Annotated in this window: 25 protein-coding genes; 1 reads left to right on the forward strand and 24 read right to left on the reverse strand. The window is 69.8% G+C overall.

The genetic code is table 11. The features are described 5' to 3' along the window. Window positions 1–987 precede the first annotated feature (987 nt). Entirely contained in the window at window positions 988–2,730 is a 1,743-nt protein-coding gene (locus LP52_RS28445; RefSeq protein ID WP_238580957.1) for a hypothetical protein, read from the forward strand. Between the two features lie 148 nt (window positions 2,731–2,878). Here LP52_RS28445 and truA read toward each other — a convergent pair whose 3' ends face one another. From truA to rplP, 24 genes are all read right to left on the reverse strand, one after another. Beyond that, the gene (gene truA / locus LP52_RS16925) at window positions 2,879–3,727 is read right to left on the reverse strand and encodes a tRNA pseudouridine(38-40) synthase TruA (protein ID WP_040274885.1); all 849 of its coding nucleotides are present in this window, start codon (window positions 3,725–3,727) and stop codon (window positions 2,879–2,881) included. A gap of 121 nt (window positions 3,728–3,848) precedes the next feature. Continuing rightward, complete coding sequence (rplQ, locus tag LP52_RS16930) at window positions 3,849–4,403, reverse strand: 50S ribosomal protein L17 (RefSeq protein WP_040274886.1); 555 nt, start codon at window positions 4,401–4,403, stop codon at window positions 3,849–3,851. Between the two features lie 75 nt (window positions 4,404–4,478). After that, the gene (locus LP52_RS16935; RefSeq protein ID WP_040274888.1) at window positions 4,479–5,498 is read right to left on the reverse strand and encodes a DNA-directed RNA polymerase subunit alpha; all 1,020 of its coding nucleotides are present in this window, start codon (window positions 5,496–5,498) and stop codon (window positions 4,479–4,481) included. A 134-nt stretch (window positions 5,499–5,632) separates the two neighbouring features. After that, window positions 5,633–6,037 carry a 30S ribosomal protein S11 gene (gene rpsK, locus LP52_RS16940; RefSeq protein ID WP_040274890.1) on the reverse strand — a complete coding sequence of 135 codons (405 nt, stop codon included), beginning with the start codon at window positions 6,035–6,037 and terminating at the stop codon, window positions 5,633–5,635. 82 nt (window positions 6,038–6,119) lie between these two features. Further along, complete coding sequence (gene rpsM, locus LP52_RS16945) at window positions 6,120–6,500, reverse strand: 30S ribosomal protein S13 (RefSeq protein ID WP_040274891.1); 381 nt, start codon at window positions 6,498–6,500, stop codon at window positions 6,120–6,122. Window positions 6,501–6,714: 214 nt separating this feature from the next. Further along, window positions 6,715–6,828 (reverse strand): 50S ribosomal protein L36, encoded by a 114-nt coding sequence (gene rpmJ / locus LP52_RS16950; RefSeq protein ID WP_040274893.1) that lies wholly within the window; start codon window positions 6,826–6,828, stop codon window positions 6,715–6,717. Window positions 6,829–6,895: 67 nt separating this feature from the next. Beyond that, the gene (gene infA, locus LP52_RS16955; RefSeq protein WP_017593374.1) at window positions 6,896–7,117 is read right to left on the reverse strand and encodes a translation initiation factor IF-1; all 222 of its coding nucleotides are present in this window, start codon (window positions 7,115–7,117) and stop codon (window positions 6,896–6,898) included. Between the two features lie 287 nt (window positions 7,118–7,404). Then, window positions 7,405–7,869 carry a DUF1707 domain-containing protein gene (locus tag LP52_RS16960; RefSeq protein ID WP_040274896.1) on the reverse strand — a complete coding sequence of 155 codons (465 nt, stop codon included), beginning with the start codon at window positions 7,867–7,869 and terminating at the stop codon, window positions 7,405–7,407. Window positions 7,870–8,000: 131 nt separating this feature from the next. Then, complete coding sequence (gene map, locus LP52_RS16965; protein WP_040274898.1) at window positions 8,001–8,825, reverse strand: type I methionyl aminopeptidase; 825 nt, start codon at window positions 8,823–8,825, stop codon at window positions 8,001–8,003. Next, window positions 8,825–9,475: an adenylate kinase gene (locus tag LP52_RS16970; RefSeq protein WP_084723275.1), complete on the reverse strand. Its 651-nt coding sequence runs from the start codon at window positions 9,473–9,475 to the stop codon at window positions 8,825–8,827. Before LP52_RS16970 ends, map begins: the two co-directional genes overlap by 1 nt. After that, complete coding sequence (gene secY / locus LP52_RS16975; protein WP_040274901.1) at window positions 9,475–10,788, reverse strand: preprotein translocase subunit SecY; 1,314 nt, start codon at window positions 10,786–10,788, stop codon at window positions 9,475–9,477. Before secY ends, LP52_RS16970 begins: the two co-directional genes overlap by 1 nt. Window positions 10,789–11,106: 318 nt before the next feature. Beyond that, window positions 11,107–11,571, reverse strand: coding sequence for a 50S ribosomal protein L15 (gene rplO / locus LP52_RS16980; protein WP_040274902.1), 465 nt, complete (start codon window positions 11,569–11,571; stop codon window positions 11,107–11,109). After that, window positions 11,568–11,756: a 50S ribosomal protein L30 gene (gene rpmD, locus LP52_RS16985; RefSeq protein WP_040274904.1), complete on the reverse strand. Its 189-nt coding sequence runs from the start codon at window positions 11,754–11,756 to the stop codon at window positions 11,568–11,570. Before rpmD ends, rplO begins: the two co-directional genes overlap by 4 nt. A 2-nt stretch (window positions 11,757–11,758) precedes the next feature. Continuing rightward, window positions 11,759–12,361, reverse strand: coding sequence for a 30S ribosomal protein S5 (rpsE, locus tag LP52_RS16990; RefSeq protein WP_040274905.1), 603 nt, complete (start codon window positions 12,359–12,361; stop codon window positions 11,759–11,761). A 46-nt stretch (window positions 12,362–12,407) separates the two neighbouring features. Next, window positions 12,408–12,794, reverse strand: coding sequence for a 50S ribosomal protein L18 (rplR, locus tag LP52_RS16995; RefSeq protein WP_040274907.1), 387 nt, complete (start codon window positions 12,792–12,794; stop codon window positions 12,408–12,410). Window positions 12,795–12,796: 2 nt separating this feature from the next. After that, on the reverse strand, window positions 12,797–13,333 hold the full coding sequence (gene rplF / locus LP52_RS17000) for a 50S ribosomal protein L6 (protein ID WP_040274908.1): 537 nt from the start codon (window positions 13,331–13,333) through the stop codon (window positions 12,797–12,799). Between the two features lie 18 nt (window positions 13,334–13,351). Further along, a complete protein-coding gene (gene rpsH / locus LP52_RS17005; protein WP_040274912.1) occupies window positions 13,352–13,750 on the reverse strand; it encodes a 30S ribosomal protein S8 in 399 nt (132 codons plus the stop codon). A 310-nt stretch (window positions 13,751–14,060) separates the two neighbouring features. Further along, window positions 14,061–14,246, reverse strand: coding sequence for a type Z 30S ribosomal protein S14 (locus LP52_RS17010; RefSeq protein WP_040274914.1), 186 nt, complete (start codon window positions 14,244–14,246; stop codon window positions 14,061–14,063). 8 nt (window positions 14,247–14,254) lie between these two features. Next, window positions 14,255–14,839: a 50S ribosomal protein L5 gene (rplE, locus tag LP52_RS17015; RefSeq protein ID WP_052809954.1), complete on the reverse strand. Its 585-nt coding sequence runs from the start codon at window positions 14,837–14,839 to the stop codon at window positions 14,255–14,257. Beyond that, the gene (gene rplX, locus LP52_RS17020; protein ID WP_040274916.1) at window positions 14,836–15,144 is read right to left on the reverse strand and encodes a 50S ribosomal protein L24; all 309 of its coding nucleotides are present in this window, start codon (window positions 15,142–15,144) and stop codon (window positions 14,836–14,838) included. Before rplX ends, rplE begins: the two co-directional genes overlap by 4 nt. Before the next feature lie 3 nt (window positions 15,145–15,147). Next, window positions 15,148–15,516: a 50S ribosomal protein L14 gene (rplN, locus tag LP52_RS17025; RefSeq protein WP_040274917.1), complete on the reverse strand. Its 369-nt coding sequence runs from the start codon at window positions 15,514–15,516 to the stop codon at window positions 15,148–15,150. Window positions 15,517–15,620: 104 nt separating this feature from the next. Beyond that, window positions 15,621–15,896, reverse strand: a complete 276-nt coding sequence (gene rpsQ, locus LP52_RS17030) for a 30S ribosomal protein S17 (protein WP_040274919.1) — start codon at window positions 15,894–15,896, stop codon at window positions 15,621–15,623. Then, window positions 15,893–16,147 carry a 50S ribosomal protein L29 gene (gene rpmC / locus LP52_RS17035; protein ID WP_040274920.1) on the reverse strand — a complete coding sequence of 85 codons (255 nt, stop codon included), beginning with the start codon at window positions 16,145–16,147 and terminating at the stop codon, window positions 15,893–15,895. The genes rpsQ and rpmC overlap by 4 nt, the downstream gene beginning before the upstream one ends. Further along, window positions 16,147–16,563, reverse strand: coding sequence for a 50S ribosomal protein L16 (gene rplP / locus LP52_RS17040; protein WP_040274922.1), 417 nt, complete (start codon window positions 16,561–16,563; stop codon window positions 16,147–16,149). Before rplP ends, rpmC begins: the two co-directional genes overlap by 1 nt. Window position 16,564: the final 1 nt, after the last annotated feature.

Here is a 16,564-nt window from a genome sequence, read left to right on the forward strand (position 1 = left end):
CACGGATAGAGCATATGGGTGCCTACGGCAACTCAACGCACGAACAGCAGAATATACTATCGCCCGAACGCACTGCCGGTCAAAGCGACCGTCGATCCTACACTGCCGAGTCATGCACAGACCCGCAGCGGCACGGCGACACGTGGATACTCCGCCTTCCATTATGCCTTGCCCAGCGAGTGCTTTGTCCGCACCACCGACATCCGCCCCCGTCCCCGCCCAGCACGCGCCGCGGCCGCCCGAGTCCGCGCGGGCCGCCGGCGGACCGCCTACCCGTCCCGCGTCGCGGCGCGCGCGGGCGCCGAGGCGTTATCCTCGGGCCCGCACCGTCGATACGACCGGCCGAGCGCGAAGCGCACAGCGCCCGCCGCTCCGCCGCGGCAGCCACCCGGAACCGCCGATAGGAGCGGCGACAGTGCCGGCGGCCCCGTAGCGGTGGCCCGCCGCCGACCCCAGCCGATGCCGGACGTCCTGCCCGCCGGGAACCTGCGGCCGCGACCGCCGGTCCCCGCCGGGCACCGCGAGACGGCGGCCGCCCGCCCTCGACCCCATCCGCCTCCCCTGGACAGTCTTCGGAGTACCGCCATCGCATCGCATCCCTATGAGCCGAACGACGGCCTCGGCGACCCTGACGGCCGTCCCGAGCCGCGGCACCCAGCCACGCCCCCGGACTCCGCCGCGGCAGCCGGACCGCAGCACCCGCACTACACCGCTCCGGCGGACGGGGGAGACATCCTCAGCGGCGGGGCGCCCGAACCGGGTGCCCAGAACCCGCTGACCCCTCCTCCCGCTCCGGGTGACATGCCCGGCGGCACAGGTCCGCAGGGTCCGGCGGCGGGCGCCCACCACCCGACGCCTCCGGTCGGGCCCTCCGGTCCGCAGGCCCCCGCTCCCCCTGGTCACGCGCCCGGCGGAAGCGGGCCGCAGGCCCCGGGATCCCCTGGTCACGGGGCCGCCCCTGCCGCACCTGGAGCACCGCAGAGTCCGGTGGGTCCGCAGGCTCCGGCGGGCAACGCCTCGCCGCCGACGCCTCCGTCCGGCCCCTCCGGTCCGCAGGGCCCCGCCGGCCACTACCCCCAGCAGCCCCAGCACACCTCCGGCGGCCAGCAGCCGCCGGCGTCCGGGCCGCAGCAGTCCTATCCGCCGCACAACACCCCCTCCGGCGGCCAGCAGCCTCACCAGGCGGCGCAGTACCCGGGGCAGCCGGGCCAACCCGTGCAGCCTGCCCAGCCGCCGCGGCACTCGGGGCCCCAGCAGCCCCACCCCGGCGCGCCGGGGCAGCCGCCCGCCGACGGCGGTCCCCAACCCCCGCACCGGTTTCCCGGCGGTCAGCAGCCTCCGGCGGCAGCGGGACCCGGACCGCAGCAGCCGTGGCAGCAGGCCCCGCCGCAGCAGCCTTCGGCCGGACCTCCCCCGCCCCAGCCCGGCGGCGCCGGGCAGGGCCCCGCACAGCAGCCGCCCCACCCCGCTCAGCCGCAGCACCCGGGCGGCTACGGCGCGCCCGGCGGCACGCCCCAGCAGGGCGCGCCCCAGGCACCGCAGTCCGGCACGCCCCAGCAGCCCCCGGGCGGGCCGCCGCCGGGGCAGGCACCCCAGCCGGGGCGGCCCGCCCTCGGCTCAGCGCCGGGTCCCCAGCCGCCCCCGCCGCCTCATCAGCCGCCACCCGGCGCAGCCGCGCCCGGCGGTGGGCAGTCTCCTCCGCACGGGGCGGGCCGTCCGCAGCAGCCGCCCCAGGGCCAGGCTCCGATGGGCGGCATGCCCGGCGGCCGCCCGCACCCGGGCACGGCGCCCCAGCCGCCCGGCGCGCCCCAGCAGCCGCCGCACCCCAACCAGCCCATACAGGGCCGCGTGATGACCCCCGGCAGCCCCACGCCCGAAGGTGTCGAGGAGGAGCCGCTGTTCCCCGCGGACGCCGGCGCCTCCACCCAGAACATGAACGCGGTCTCCAGCGAGGCCGCCCCCTCCGCCAACCGCGTCGGCGACGAGTTCGGCGGCCGCCCCATGTTCCGCGGCGACGCGCCTTCGGGTTCGGGCGGGCACACGACCGCCGAGATCGACCTGTCCGAGATCGATGACGGCTACGACAGCGGGAGCCGGAGCTTCCTGCCCAACAACATGCTCCTGCTGGTGGCCGGCTTCGTGGCGGTCCTGGTCGTCGGCGGCGGCGCCGCGTTCCTCGTCGCGACCAGCGGGGCCGGCTCCGACGCCGACCTGGCCGCCGGCGAGGCTCCCGAGACTCCCACCGAGCTCGAAACCGGGGACCTGTTCCCCGACACCGTCGACGTCGCCGGGCAGGGCTACAGCCTGACCACCACCGACGACACCGACGAGTGCCAGACCGCCGCCCACGGCGGTTACGGCGAGGTGCTGGCCGACAACAGCTGCGTGCAGATCGTGCGCGCCACCTACGTCGCCGAGGACCAGTCGGCCGCGGTCACGGTCGGGATCGCCTCGCTGGGCAGTCCTGAAGAGGCCCAGGCGGTCGAGCGCGAGCAGGACCTCGGCTCCTCGGAGTGGTTCGCGGGACTGCAGGGCGAGGACGGCAGCGGCGCGGAGCGCATGGACATCGCCGGCGGCCACGGTTCGGGCGCGCGCTGGGGTCCGTACCAGGTCTTCTCCCTGGCGGCGGCCAGCGACGGACGCGTCAACGACGGCCGCGCCGACGAGTTGGCCGAGATCAGCGAGGACTTCCTGGAGGTCCCGCTGGAATCGCTGGGTGACAGCGTCTGACGATTCGCCGAACGCAGGCGCCGCCGGACACACGCGGGCCCCGGAACCCGAGTCGGGTTCCGGGGCCCGCGCATGCGCGTCACGATGGTCAGCCGGCCTGCTCCGCCGGCAGAGGTACCGCGTGGAACGGTCGCGCCGGCCGGCCGGCTCATTCCGTCCGGGGAGCGGACAGGGTGCGGACTCTGCGGCTGGCGGCGGCCCGCGCCGCCAGCTCCTCCGGCGGCGGGTAGCCGACCTCCTCCAGCGTGAGGCCGTGCGGTGCGACGACGTGCACGGCGGAGTCGCGCTCTCCGGCGGCGAGCACGCGTGCGGGCCAGTCCTCGCCGCGGCGGCCCTCGCCCACGGCCAGCATCGCGCCGACCAGGGCACGCACCATGTTGTGGCAGAAGGCGTCGGCTTCCACCGTCGCGGCGTGGAGGTGCTCGCCCTCCGTGCGCCACTCCAGGTTCAGCAGCTCGCGTACGGTGGTCGCGCCCTCGCGCTTGCGGCAGTAGGCGGCGAAGTCGTGCTCGCCCACGAGCCCGGCGGCGGCCCGGTTCATCGCCTCGGTGTCGAGCGGGCGCCGGTTCCACAGCACTTCGCGCCGCCGCAGCGGGTCCACGCCGCCGGGGGCGTCGCTGACGCGGTAGACGTAACGGCGGAACAGCGCGGAGAAGCGTGCGTCGAAGCCCTCAGGCGCCTCGCTCACGGCGCTCACACGCACGTCGGGCGGAAGGACGCCCGCCAGGCGCCGCAGCAGCCGATCGGGCCCCTCGGCGGCCCACACGGCCGCGGGGACGTCCACGTGGGCCGCCTGACCGCGGGCGTGCACGCCGGCGTCGGTGCGCCCGGCGACCGTCAGGCGCACCGCCTGGGGATCGAGCCGCAGCACACGGCTCAGCGCCGCCTGCAGTTCGCCCTGCACGGTGCGCCGGTCGGGCTGTTCGGCCCAGCCGGAGAAGTCGGTGCCGTCATAGGCGACGCCCAGCCGCAGCCGGACCTCGGCGGTCTCCCCCATGCTCGGATGCCCACCCTCCTCGGCCGCTCCCTCAGCAGCCCTCACGACACGCCGGTGCCCGGGTCCCGTTCTCCGGGATCCGGGCACCTTCGCGTCGGACTGCGGCAGGATCTGCCGTTCGCTACTTCTCGTCCTCGGCCGACTCGGCGGACTGCTCGGTGCCCTCTGCGGCCTGCGCCTCCTGAGCCGGGACCTCCTTCTCGGCGGTCTCGGCGGTGTTGGCCGCCTCGGCGCCGGACTCGGCCTCGGCCTGCTCGGACTCGCCCGCCTGCTCGGCCTGGGCGGCGGCCTGGCGGGTCGCGGCCGGCGGGGTGGAGGGGCCCGCCTCGACCAGCTCGATCACGGCCATGGGGGCGTTGTCGCCCTTGCGCGGCCCGATCTTGGTGATGCGGGTGTAGCCCCCGGGCCGGTTCTCGTAACGCGGGCCGATCTCGGTGAACAGCTCGTGCACGACGGCCTTGTCGGTGATCTTGGCCAGCACCTGGCGCCGAGCGTGCAGATCCCCGCGCTTGCCCAGAGTGATGAGCTTCTCGGCGTAGGGACGCAGCCGCTTGGCCTTGGTCTCGGTGGTCTTGATCCGGCCGTGCTGGAACAGCGATGTCGCCAGATTCGCCAGCATGTGCCGCTCATGTGCCGGGCCGGCCCCCAGACGGGGCCCCTTGGTCGGCGTGGGCATTGTCGTTCTCCTAGTGGTGCGGTCGGCCGCCGCGCCGCAGCGGGCGCGGCGGCCGACCATTGCGACGAAGGTCTATCAGTACTGCTCGGTCTCGACGAAGGCCTCGTCGTCGTCCTCCGAACCGTAGGAGTCGGCCGCGGTGCTCGGGTCGAATCCAGGCGGGGAGTCCTTCAGCGACAGGCCCATGTCGATGAGCTTCTGCTTGACCTCTTCGATCGACTTCGCGCCGAAGTTGCGTATGTCGAGGAGGTCCTGCTCGGACCGGGCCACGAGCTCGCCGACCGAGTGGATGCCCTCGCGCTTGAGGCAGTTGTAGGACCGCACCGTGAGGTTGAGGTCCTCGATCGGCAGGGCCAGATCGGCGGCCAGGGCCGCGTCCGTGGGCGAGGGGCCCATGTCGATGCCCTCGGCGTCGACGTTGAGCTCGCGCGCCAGGCCGAACAGCTCGACCAGGGTCTTGCCCGCGCTGGCGACCGCGTCACGGGGCCGGATGCTGGGCTTGGTCTCGATGTCCACGATCAGCCGGTCGAAGTCGGTGCGCTGCTCGACGCGGGTGGCCTCGACCTTGTAGGTGACACGCAGGACCGGAGAGTAGATCGAGTCGATCGGGATGCGCCCGATCTCCTGACCCGGCTGCTTGTTCTGCGTCGCCGAGACGTAGCCGCGGCCGCGCTCGACCGTCAGCTCCATCTCCAGCTTGCCCTTGCCCGTGAGGGTCGCGATGTGCAGGTCGGGGTTGTGCACCTCGACGCCCGCAGGCGGAGCGATGTCCGCGGCGGTGACCACACCGGGGCCCTGCTTGCGCAGGTACATCAGCACCGGCTCGTCGTGCTCGGAGCTGATGACCAGCCCCTTGAGGTTGAGGATGATCTCGGTGACGTCCTCTTTGACGCCGGGCACGGTCGTGAACTCGTGCTCGACGCCCTCGATGCGGATGCTGGTGACCGCTGCCCCCGGAATGGAGGACAGCAGGGTGCGGCGCAGCGAGTTGCCGATCGTGTAACCGAAGCCCGGCTCCAGCGGTTCGATGACGAACTTGGACCGGAACTCGCCGAGGGACTCCTCGGAGAGCGTCGGACGCTGAGCGATCAACATGGTGGATGATTCCTTTCCCCGGGCCGCCCGCTATATGACGGCCACTGGACGGCCCCGCGGTCGCGGAGCCCGATCTGCCCTGCCCGCCGGCGCCCCGAGGGGCGCGAGGGGCAGCGCGGTCGCGTGCGCCGGAGTCAGACCCGGCGGCGCTTGGGCGGACGGCAGCCGTTGTGCGGCACCGGCGTGACGTCCTGGATGGAGCCGACCTCAAGGCCGGTGGCCGTGAGGGAGCGGATGGCGGTCTCGCGGCCGGAGCCGGGGCCCTTGACGAAGACGTCGACCTTGCGCATCCCGTGCTCCTGGGCGCGGCGCCCCGCGGCCTCGGCGGCCATCTGCGCGGCGAAGGGGGTCGACTTGCGCGACCCCTTGAACCCGACCTGGCCGGAGCTCGCCCACGAGATCACCGCGCCGTTGGGGTCGGTGATGCTCACGATCGTGTTGTTGAACGTGCTCTTGATGTGGGCGTGGCCATGGGAAATATTCTTCTTTTCCTTGCGGCGCACCTTGCGTGCAGTTGCCTGACGGCCCTTAGGCGGCATACCTGATAACTCCCAAGATCATCGGTCCGTTCGCGGGTGCCGGTCGCCTCTTCGCGGCGTCCCGGCGGCGTGGACGGACTACTTACTTCTTGCCGACCTTCTTCTTGCCGGCCACGGTCTTCTTCTTGCCCTTGCGGGTGCGCGCGTTGGTCTGCGTGCGCTGTCCGTGCACCGGCAGGCCGCGGCGGTGGCGGAGGCCCTCGTAGCTGCCGATCTCCATCTTGCGGCGGATGTCCCCTTGGACCTCACGCCGCAGATCGCCCTCGACCTGGTAATTGGCGTCGATCCAGTCGCGCAGCTTGACGAGGTCGTCCTCGCCCAGCGCGTGGACCCGGGTCTCCGGGCTTACGCCCGTGTTGGTGAGGGCTTCGGCAGCGCGAGTGCGCCCGATCCCGTAGACGTAGGTGAGAGCGATCTCCACCCGCTTCTCGCGGGGGAGGTCGACGCCGGCGATGCGTGCCATATGGGCGAACTCCTTGGTTTCCGTAGCGGAGGTCGTACCCGCCCCACCCTCTCGTCGCCCAATCGACGAGGCCCCGGCCTCCGACCGGGGGTGCTTCCCTCGCTCCGAGGGAATCGGGACAGGCCTGTCTGTGTGCCGCCGCGGCTGACCGCGAGGCTGTGTGAGGGCGTCAGTGCACTGCACTGCTCACGAGCGCGCCCAGCAGTCGAGGGCTTCAGCCCTGGCGCTGCTTGTGGCGCGGGTCCGAGCAGATGACCATGATCGTGCCGTGGCGGCGGATCACCCGGCACTTGGCGCAGATCTTCTTGACGCTCGGCTTGACCTTCATGGTGGCTCCGAACTCGTGGAATTCGTCCGGCGCCGCTACCGCCGGTCCTCCCGGCGACGGCGGCGGACTACTTGTATCGGTAAACGATGCGCCCGCGCGTCAGGTCGTACGGGCTCAGCTCCACGACGACGCGGTCGTCGGGAAGGATGCGGATGTAGTGCATGCGCATCTTGCCGCTGATGTGGGCAAGGACCTTGTGCCCGTTGTCGAGCTCCACTCGGAACATTGCGTTGGGTAGGGACTCGATAACGGAGCCCTCGATTTCGATGGCGCCGTCTTTCTTAGCCATATCCTCCACCGGGATCATTCCCGCCGGCGACGACGGGGAACATACGGAATGACCCGAGCTGTGCGCCCGGGCACTACTGAAGCGATAGCGAACACTGAGAGATCAGGTCGACTGCGACAGCAACGCGCGCAGGCGAGCCGACGCGAGCGAAGGCGGACAGCCCGACCCAACAGCCCGAGTGTGGGCACAGCCATTCTACCCCGCACACACGGGTGCTGCAGACTTCGCCGCCACGCCCCCGCACGGCTGCGGCGGACACCGGCATGCGCGATCGCGGCCGCGGGCGGCTACCGTCCGCCGCTCTGCGGGCCGCCGCGGTTCGCGGCCGCCAGCCCGAGGGTGATGAACACCATCACGATACCCCACGGCATCAGCACCCACAGAAACCAGGGGTAGCCGTCGCTCGTGCCGGTGAGGAAGAGGATCAGCCAGATCGTGAAGCACAGCAGGTTGACCCCGCCCCACAGCGCCCACGGGATCGCCAGCGCAGGATCGCGCAGCAGCCCGCCTTCCGCGCCCAGCGGCGGTGGCGGCGCCTGCTCCTCGGCCGCCAAGGCGGTGAGGTCGCTTGCGGGCAGGTCCGCGGTGAGCGGCTCCAGGTCCTCGCGGGTCCGCGCGGTGTAGGCGCTCTCCAGCCGGGTGTTGAACTCGGCGCTCTCCAGGCGTCCCTCGGCGAAGTGCCTCTGGAGCACCTTGGCTACCCGGTCCCGGTCGGCGTCGGAAGCCCGCATCCGGGGTGAGGACTCCGACATCGCCCACTCTCCTCACGCCTGAGCACGCCCGCGGACACGCGCCCGCGCAGCCCATCGTAGGCGACCGCCGCGCCGCCCAGGTCGCCGCCGGAATCCGGCCGGCGCCGGGGCCGCTGTGCGGTGAGGGCGGGTCAGCGACCGGGGTCGGGGAATCCCAGGGCGGCGATGCGCTCCCGGTTCTCCTCCCGCGCCGTGAGCACCAGCGGGCCGTCGGCGGTGATGGCCACCGAGTGCTCGAAGTGCGACGAGCGCTCGCCGTCGCGGGTAACCACGGTCCAGCCGTCGTCCAGCTCCATCACGTGCCGGGCGCCGGCGTTGGCCATGGGCTCGATGGCCAGGCACATGCCCTCGACGAGCTGCTGGCCCTTGCCGCGCTTGCCGTAGTTGAGCACGTGCGGATCCATGTGCATCTCGGTGCCGATACCGTGGCCGCCGTACTCCTGGACATTGCTGAAGCGGCCCTGCGAGCGGATGTATCCGTCGATGGCGGCACCGATGTCGCCCAGGCGCTTACCGGGCCGGAGCTCGGCGATGCCCTGCCACATGGCCTCCTCGCAGACCTCCATCAGCCGCGCGTCCTCAGAGCGGAGTTCGCCCACCGCGAGCGTGACCGCGGAGTCGCCGTGCCAGCCGTCCAGGATGGCACCGCAGTCGATGGAGATGATGTCGCCGTCCCGCAGCACCTTGGAGTCGCGCGGGATTCCGTGGACGACCTCCTCGTTCACGGAGGCGCAGATGGAGCCGGTGAAGCCGTAGTAGCCCTTGAACGAGGGCACGGCACCGGCGTCGCGGATGCTGCGCTCGGCGATCGCGTCGAGGTCGAGTGTGCTCATGCCGGGCTCGACGGCGGCGCGCAGCCGGTCCAGCGTGCGCGCCACCACCGTGCCCGCCTCGCGCATCTTCGCGATCTCGGCGGCCGTCTTCAGCTGCACCGCCGGCTCGGCCTTGCGGAACATCAGGCGCCGCTTCGCAGCGCGGCCTGAGCGCGGCTGGTGACGTCGTCGACGCCGCCGGTCGCGTCGATGGCCACCAGGAGGCCCTCGCCCTCGTAGAAGGCCACGAGGGGCTCGGTCTGCTCGCGGTAGACGTCCAGCCTGTGGCGCACGACCTCCTCGCGGTCGTCGTCGCGCTGGAACAGCTCGCCGCCGCAGTGGTCGCACACGCCCTCGGTCCGGGGCGGATCGAACTCGACATGGTGGACGCGGTTGCAGTTGCGGCACTGCCGGCGCCCGGAGAGCCGCTTGACGACCTCCTCCTCGTCGGCCCTGAGCTCGACCACGGCGTCCAGCCGCTGGCCCAGTCCGTCGAGGATCTTGTTCAGCGCCTCGGCCTGGGCGACGTTGCGAGGGAAGCCGTCGAGCAGGAAGCCGTTCTTGGCGTCCTCCTCCTTCAGCCTCTCGCGGACCATCGCGTTGGTGACTTCGTCGGGGACGAGGTCACCGCGGTCCATGTAGGCCTTGGCCTGCTTACCCAGCTCGGTACCACCACTGACGTTGGCTCGGAAGATGTCGCCTGTGGACACCTTCGGAATAGACAATTCGGACGCCAAGATCTGGGCCTGGGTGCCTTTTCCGGCTCCCGGGGGTCCCACCAATACGGCACGCACTATCGCAAGAAACCTTCGTAGTTCCGCTGCTGGAGGTGACTCTCGATCTGCTTCACCGTGTCCAGCCCGACACCGACCATGATCAGGATGCTCGTACCGCCGAACGGGAAGTTCTGCGTCGCACCGGAGGCTCCCAGTGCCACCATCGGCAGCAGAGCGATCAGCCCCAGGTAAAGCGAACCGGGAGTCGTCAGCCGGGTCAGGACGTAGTCCAGGTACTCGGCGGTCGGACGCCCGGGACGGATACCCGGGATGAACCCACCGTACTTCTTCATGTTGTCGGCGACTTCAGCGGGGTTGAACGTGATGGCCACGTAGAAGAACGCGAACCCGATGATCAGGAAGAAGAAGGTCGCCATGTAGATCGGGTGCGTGCCCGAGATGAAGTAGCTGTTGATGAAGTTGGCCACGGGGTTGTCCGCGTCCTGGCCCATCAGGCCGATGGCCAACTGCGGCAGGTACAGCAGCGACGAAGCGAAGATCACCGGGATGATGCCGGCCTGGTTGACCTTCAGCGGGATGTAGGTGGAGCTGCCCCCGTACATCCGCCGGCCCACCATGCGCTTGGCGTACTGCACCGGGATGCGGCGCTGCGCCTGCTCGATGAAGACCACGCCGGCGATCAGGAAGAGGCCCGCCACGCAGATGATGCCGAAGACCCAGGCCTCCTGCTCCTGGAACATGGTGGTCATCGCCGAGGGGAAGCCCGCTACGACGGTGGTGAAGATCAGCAGCGACATGCCGTTGCCGACACCGCGCTCGGTGATCAGCTCGCCGAACCACATGATCAACGCCGTGCCCGCGCTCATCGTGATCACGATGGTCACCAGCGTCAGCGGATCCTGGTTGGGCATGTAGGTGCTCACCGGGATCTGGCCCTGGAACAGCTGGCCCGTGCGCGCCATCGCGACGATGCTGGAGGACTGCAGGACCGCCAGCAGCAGGGTCAGGTACCGCGTGTACTGCGTGATCTTGCCCTGGCCCGACTGGCCCTCCTTCTTCAGGGCCTCAAGCCGTGGCACCACCACCGTGAGCAGGTTGATGATGATGCTCGCGGTGATGTAGGGCATGATTCCCAGCGCGAACACGGCGAGCTGGAACAGCGCGCCGCCGCTGAAGAGGTTCAGCAGCGTGAAGACTCCGGTGGAGTCCTGCGCTTGAACGGCCTCCAGCTGCTCACGGATGGCCGCCGAGTTGATCCCCGGTGCCGGAATCACCGCTCCCAGCCGGAAAACGGTCAGGATGAACAGCGTGAAAAGCAGCTTGTTTCGGAGGTCAGGCGTGCGGAACGCACGGATGAACGCACCTAGCACGTCTCCTCCTGCGAGGTTTCGGCGGCGGAACCGGTTCCAGACATCGCGGCCGATCCAGAATCGTCGTAGCACGGCGGCCCCGGGAGGGGTCCCGGGACCCTGGGGTCTTCGGTCAAGCAGTATCGCACTGTAACAGCCAATCGCGGGGGGAAGAGGATCGTCCAGGCCATGGCGCGTTACACCCAGTGCCCGGACGATGGCACGCGGGCAGTGCCCCCGAACCTACCCCAACCCGCCTCTCAACGCGCAGGGGCGCCCACCGGATCCCGCAGTGCGGGATCCCCGGTGAGCGCCCCTGGCGCGATGCGGCGATCATTCCTACCGCTCGGTGACGCTGCCACCGGCCGCGGTGATCTTGTCGCGGGCCGAGGCGGAGAACGCGTCGGCGGTCACCTGGACCGCCACCGAGATCTCGCCCTCGCCCAGCACCTTGACGAGCTGGTTCTTGCGAACCGCGCCATTCGCGACCAAGCCCTCGACGGTGACCTCGCCACCCTCGGGGTAGAGCTCCTCGATCTTGTCCAGGTTGACCACCTGGTAGGTGGTCTTGAACCTGGCGTTGCTGAAGCCCTTGAGCTTGGGGATCCGCTTGATCAGCGGCATCTGGCCGCCCTCGAAGCCGACCGGGACCGTGGAACGGGCCTTGGTGCCCTTGGTGCCGCGGCCCGCCGTCTTGCCCTTGGACGCCTCGCCGCGGCCCTTGCGGACCTTGGCCTTGTTGGAGCCCGGGGCCGGCTTCAGGTGGTGCAGCTTGACCGGTTCGTCGGGCGTGTAGTCGCTCATGCGTCGACCTCCTCGACGTTCACGAGGTGCGCGACGATGGTGATCTGCCCGCGCACGGAGGGGTTGTCCGCACGCACGACCGACGAGCCGATCTTGCGCAGTCCGAGCGAACGCAGGCTGTCGCGCTGCTTCTGATTGCCGCCGATCTTGGAACGGACCTGGGTGATCTTCAGCTTGTTGGCCATGGTCAGGTACCCGCCTTCGCCTCAGCACGGGCGCGCAGCATGGCGGCCGGAGCCACGTCCTCCAGGGGCAGCCCCCGCCGGGCGGCGATCTCTTCCGGCTGGTTGAGATCCTTGAGCGCCGCAACGGTGGCGTGCACGATGTTCAGCGGGTTGGACGAGCCCAGCGACTTGCTCAGCACGTCGTGGATCCCGGCGCACTCCAGCACCGCGCGGACCGGACCGCCGGCGATAACACCGGTACCGGGCGCGGCCGGGCGCAGGAGGACGACGCCGGCGGCGTCCTCTCCCTGGACCCGGTGCGTGATCGTGCCCTGGACGCGAGGGACCCGGAAGAAGTTCTTCTTCGCGGTCTCGACGCCCTTGGCGATGGCCGACGGGACCTCTTTGGCCTTGCCGTAGCCGACGCCCACCATGCCGTTGCCGTCGCCCACGACGACCAGAGCGGTGAAGCTGAAGCGCCGACCGCCCTTGACCACCTTGGCGACCCGGTTGATGGTCACGACTTTCTCGATGTAGGAGACACCCTTGTCTGCGGCGCCGCCGCGGCGATCGTCGCGGCGGTCACGCCGCTCGCCACCGGCGCCGCGCCGCGGAGCTGCAGCCATCAGTGGTTCCTCTTCCCTTTGGTGAAAATGCTTGCGACCGGGTTCATCAGAACTCCAGTCCGCCGGAGCGCGCGCCGTCGGCGAGCGCGGCGATACGACCGTGGTAGCGGTAGCCGCCGCGGTCGAACACCACCGACGAGATGTCCGCGTCCTTGGCGCGCTGCGCCAGCAGCTCGCCCACCTGGCGGGACTTCTCGGTCTTGGTGCCCTCGCCGCCGCGGACGTCGCGGTCGAGCGTGGAGGCCGCCACCAGCGTGTGGTGGCGCGTGTCGTCCACGATCTGGGCGACGATGTGCTTGGAGGACCGGAACACGACCAGGCGCGGACGCTCCGGGGTCCCCGAGATCTTCTTGCGGACCCGAAGGTGGCGCCGCGCACGGGAGGTCGCGCGCTTGGCCGTCGCCTTGCGGGCCAGCATCGTGGTCTTAGCCATGACTACTTCCCAGCCTTTCCGGCCTTGCGGCGAACCCGCTCACCCTGGTACCGCACGCCCTTGGCCTTGTACGGGTCGGGCCTGCGCAGATTGCGGATGTTCGAGGCGACCTGTCCCACGAGCTGCTTGTCGATGCCGTCGACGTGCAGCACTGTCGGCTTCTCGACGCGGAACGTGATGCCTTCGGGCGGCTCCATCACGATCGGGTGGCTGTAGCCCAGGTCGAACTCCAGATTGGAGCCGCGAGCCTGGACACGGTAACCGACGCCGTGGATCTCCAACGTCTTGGTGTAGCCGTTGGAGACGCCCTCGATGAGGTTGGCGATGAGCGCACGGGTGAGCCCGTGCAACGAGCGGTTGTCCGGCTTGTCGTCGGGCCGGTTCACGTGCAGCTCGTCGTCTTCCCAACCGATCGTGATCGGCTCGGGAACCCGATGTCCCAGCTCGCCCTTCGGCCCCTTGACCTTGACGTCCTGCCCGTCGATGGTGACCTCGACGCCCTTGGGAACCGAGATCGGCCGTCGACCAATACGCGACATGGCGAAATCCCTCCCCTTCTACCAGACGTAGGCGAGGACTTCGCCGCCCACGCCGCGCTTTTTGGCCTGCTTGTCGGTCATCAGGCCGCCGGACGTCGAAATGATGGCGACGCCGAGGCCCCCCAGCACACGCGGAAGGTTGTCCTTCTTCGCATAGACGCGCAGACCGGGCTTGGAAACCCGCCGCACGCCGGCGATGGACCGTTCGCGAGTGGGGCCGTACTTCAGGTCGACCACCAGGCTCTTGCCCACAGTGGCCTCCTCGCTGCGCCAGCCCTGCACGAAGCCCTCCTGCTGGAGGATCTCGGCGATGTGCGCCTTGATCTTGGAATAGGGCATGACCACGGTGTCGTGGTACGCCGAATTCGCGTTACGCAGACGTGTAAGCATGTCTGCGATCGGGTCGGTCATCGTCATGGCCGATAGGCCCTTCCTCACCGCGGTTTCCCCGAGGACAAGCCTCTCCCTGCAAGACCTGTTCCCGCGCCGGACGCGGGCTCCTCTAGGACCTACGGCGTGGTCATGGGCACCGTGCCGATCGCGGCACCGTGCCCTGTCGGTTCTTTGTCGTAATGCGTCGTGCACACGCCCCGGTCGTGGCCGGGGCCGTGTTTCCTACGTCCGCTCCGCAAGCCGGCGGCCGCCTCGTCGGCGGCCGCGCCTGTGCCCGGGGCCGGGCCCCCGCCCGGGGGGCGGTGCCGCTCCCCGGGCACAGGCGCAGGAAGACCTACCAGCTCGCCTTGGCGATGCCGGGCAGCTCGCCGCGGTGGGCCATCTCGCGGAAGCAGATACGGCAGAGGCCGAACTTCCTGAAGACGGCACGCGCGCGCCCGCACCGCGAGCACCGAGTATATGCGCGAACGCTGAACTTCTGCTTCCGGTTCGCCTTGGCGATCAGTGCCTTCTTAGCCATGGTCTCCCCTAGGACTCCTTGAAGGGGAAGCCGAGCTGCTTCAGCAGGCTGCGCCCCTCGTCGTCGTTGGTCGCCGACGTGACGACCGTGATGTCCATGCCGCGCTGGCGGTCGACCCTGTCGGGGTCGATCTCGTGGAACATCACCTGCTCGGTCAGCCCGAAGGTATAGTTCCCGCGCCCGTCGAACTGCTTGGGCGAAAGCCCGCGGAAGTCGCGGATCCGGGGCAGGGCCAGGGAGAGCAGCCGGTCGAGGAACTCCCACATCCGGTCGCCGCGCAGCGTGGCGCTGACGCCGATCGGCATGCCCTCGCGCAGCTTGAACTGCGCGATGGAGTTCTTCGCCCGGTTGATCCGCGGCTTCTGCCCCGTGATCGCCGACAGGTCGTTTACGGCGCCCTGGATCAGCTTGGCGTCACGCGCGGCGTCGCCCACACCCATGTTCACCACGATCTTCGTCAGACCGGGGATCTGCATGATGTTGGGGATCTCGAACTCGTCGCGCAGGGCCGGGATGATCTCCGAGCGGTACTTCTCCTTCAGCCGCGGCATCGCCGGGGCCTGCGGAGCGGAGGTCTCGGTGTCGACCGTCATGAGATGTCCTTACCGGTACGGCGGGAGACCCGAACCTTGGTTCCGTCTTCCTCGAAGCGGTAACCGACGCGGGTGGCCTTGCCGTCCTCCACGATCGCGACGTTGCTCACGTGGATGGGAGCCTCCATGGTGACGACCTCGCCCTGCTGGCCGCCCGCCGGGTTCGCCCGCTTGTGCTTCTTGATGAGGTTGACGCCCTCGACGACGACACGCTGCTCCCGGGGAAGGGCCTTGACGACCTTCCCGGTGGCACCCTTGTCCTTGCCGGCGATGACGACGACCTCGTCGTCCTTCTTGATCTTCATCGCCTAGAGCACCTCCGGCGCTAGCGAGATGATGCGCATGTACCTCTTGTCCCGCAGCTCACGCCCGACCGGGCCGAAAATGCGGGTACCGCGCGGGTCCCCGCCGTCCTTGATGAGCACGGCCGCGTTCTCATCGAAGCGGATGTAGGAGCCGTCGGGCCGGCGGCGCTCCTTAGAGGTGCGCACGATCACGGCCTTGACGACATCGCCCTTCCTTACGCCCGCGGCGGGGAGGGCGTCCTTCACCGTCGCCACGATGGTGTCGCCGATGCCCGCGTAGCGCCGACCCGAGCCGCCGAGAACACGGACGGTCAAGATCTCCTTGGCCCCCGTGTTGTCGGCGACCTTGAGTCGCGACTCCTGCTGAATCACGTCTTCTCCTGATATATGCACGCGCGGCCCGCCGGCCTCGCGCTGCTAGGTGGTCACTCCCCTGGGGCGGCCGATCTCCACGCACCGGCCGCCGGTTCCGGGGGTTACTTGGCCTTCTCCAGGATCTCCACGACGCGCCAGCGCTTGGTTGCGGACAGCGGCCGGGTCTCCATCAGGCGGACCCGGTCACCGACGCCGCAGCTTTCACCCTCGTCGTGGGCCTTGTAGCGGGTCGTGCGGCGGATGACCTTGCCGTAAAGCGAGTGCTTCATCCGGTCTTCCACCTCGACGACCACCGTCTTCGACATCTTGTCGCTGACGACGTAGCCCTCGCGCACCTTGCGGTAATTCCGCGTCGAGCTCTGCGTGGTCTCGCTCATTCGGCTGCTTCCTTCGTCTTCTCAGCCGACTCACCGGTCAGCGGCATGATTCCGAGCTCGTGCTCGCGCATGACCGTGTAGATCCGAGCGATCTCACGCTTCACGGTGCGCAGCCGGCTGTGGTTGTCCAGCTGCCCGGTTGCGGCCTGGAAGCGGAGGTTGAACAGCTCCTCTTTCGCCTCCTTGAGCTTTCCGACCAGGTCCTCGACGGACTGGCCGCGCAGCTCCTGGGCGGTCAGGGACTTAGCCATCACGCCTCCACTTCGCGCTTCACGAACTTGCACTTCATTGGGAGCTTGTGCATCGCCCGGCGCATGGCCTCCTTGGCGATCGGCTCCGGGACTCCCGACAGCTCGAACATGACGCGCCCGGGCTTGACCGGCGCCACCCACCACTCGGGCGAGCCCTTACCGGAACCCATGCGGGTCTCGGCGGGCTTCTTGGTGATCGGGCGGTCCGGGAAGATGTTGATCCACACCTTGCCGCCACGCCGGATGTGCCGGGTCATGGCGATACGTGCGGCCTCGATCTGCCGGTTGGTGACGTACGCCGCGTCCAGCGCCTGGATGCCGTACTCGCCGAAGTTGACCTTCGTGCCGCCCTTGGCCCGGCCCGTGAGGTCGGGGTGGTGCTGCTTGCGGTACTTGATCTTGCGGGGAATCAGCATC

Origin of the sequence: Streptomonospora alba, assembly GCF_000826685.1 — a bacterium.
GTDB classification, from domain to species: domain Bacteria; phylum Actinomycetota; class Actinomycetes; order Streptosporangiales; family Streptosporangiaceae; genus Streptomonospora; species Streptomonospora alba.

Bases quoted from the DNA above. Each gene is read 5' to 3' on its own strand.
- rpmD (WP_040274904.1), bottom strand. From the start codon at position 11,756: ATGGCCAACAAGCTGAAGATCACCCAGGTCCGTTCCAAGATCGGCGGC.
- LP52_RS17010 (WP_040274914.1), bottom strand. From the start codon at position 14,246: ATGGCTAAGAAGGCACTGATCGCCAAGGCGAACCGGAAGCAGAAGTTC.
- rplO (WP_040274902.1), bottom strand. From the start codon at position 11,571: ATGAGCGACTACACGCCCGACGAACCGGTCAAGCTGCACCACCTGAAG.
- rpmC (WP_040274920.1), bottom strand. From the start codon at position 16,147: ATGGCTAAGTCCCTGACCGCCCAGGAGCTGCGCGGCCAGTCCGTCGAG.
- rplX (WP_040274916.1), bottom strand. From the start codon at position 15,144: ATGAAGATCAAGAAGGACGACGAGGTCGTCGTCATCGCCGGCAAGGAC.
- rplE (WP_052809954.1), bottom strand. From the start codon at position 14,839: ATGACGGTCGACACCGAGACCTCCGCTCCGCAGGCCCCGGCGATGCCG.
- rplQ (WP_040274886.1), bottom strand. From the start codon at position 4,403: ATGCCCACGCCGACCAAGGGGCCCCGTCTGGGGGCCGGCCCGGCACAT.
- LP52_RS16960 (WP_040274896.1), bottom strand. From the start codon at position 7,869: ATGTCGGAGTCCTCACCCCGGATGCGGGCTTCCGACGCCGACCGGGAC.
- rpsM (WP_040274891.1), bottom strand. From the start codon at position 6,500: ATGGCACGCATCGCCGGCGTCGACCTCCCCCGCGAGAAGCGGGTGGAG.
- map (WP_040274898.1), bottom strand. From the start codon at position 8,825: ATGTTCCGCAAGGCCGAGCCGGCGGTGCAGCTGAAGACGGCCGCCGAG.
- rpsH (WP_040274912.1), bottom strand. From the start codon at position 13,750: ATGACGATGACCGACCCGATCGCAGACATGCTTACACGTCTGCGTAAC.
- truA (WP_040274885.1), bottom strand. From the start codon at position 3,727: ATGGGGGAGACCGCCGAGGTCCGGCTGCGGCTGGGCGTCGCCTATGAC.
- rplF (WP_040274908.1), bottom strand. From the start codon at position 13,333: ATGTCGCGTATTGGTCGACGGCCGATCTCGGTTCCCAAGGGCGTCGAG.
- rpsE (WP_040274905.1), bottom strand. From the start codon at position 12,361: ATGGCTGCAGCTCCGCGGCGCGGCGCCGGTGGCGAGCGGCGTGACCGC.
- rplR (WP_040274907.1), bottom strand. From the start codon at position 12,794: ATGGCTAAGACCACGATGCTGGCCCGCAAGGCGACGGCCAAGCGCGCG.
- rplP (WP_040274922.1), bottom strand. From the start codon at position 16,563: ATGCTGATTCCCCGCAAGATCAAGTACCGCAAGCAGCACCACCCCGAC.
- rpsQ (WP_040274919.1), bottom strand. From the start codon at position 15,896: ATGAGCGAGACCACGCAGAGCTCGACGCGGAATTACCGCAAGGTGCGC.
- rpmJ (WP_040274893.1), bottom strand. From the start codon at position 6,828: ATGAAGGTCAAGCCGAGCGTCAAGAAGATCTGCGCCAAGTGCCGGGTG.
- rpsK (WP_040274890.1), bottom strand. From the start codon at position 6,037: ATGCCGCCTAAGGGCCGTCAGGCAACTGCACGCAAGGTGCGCCGCAAG.
- infA (WP_017593374.1), bottom strand. From the start codon at position 7,117: ATGGCTAAGAAAGACGGCGCCATCGAAATCGAGGGCTCCGTTATCGAG.
- LP52_RS16935 (WP_040274888.1), bottom strand. From the start codon at position 5,498: ATGTTGATCGCTCAGCGTCCGACGCTCTCCGAGGAGTCCCTCGGCGAG.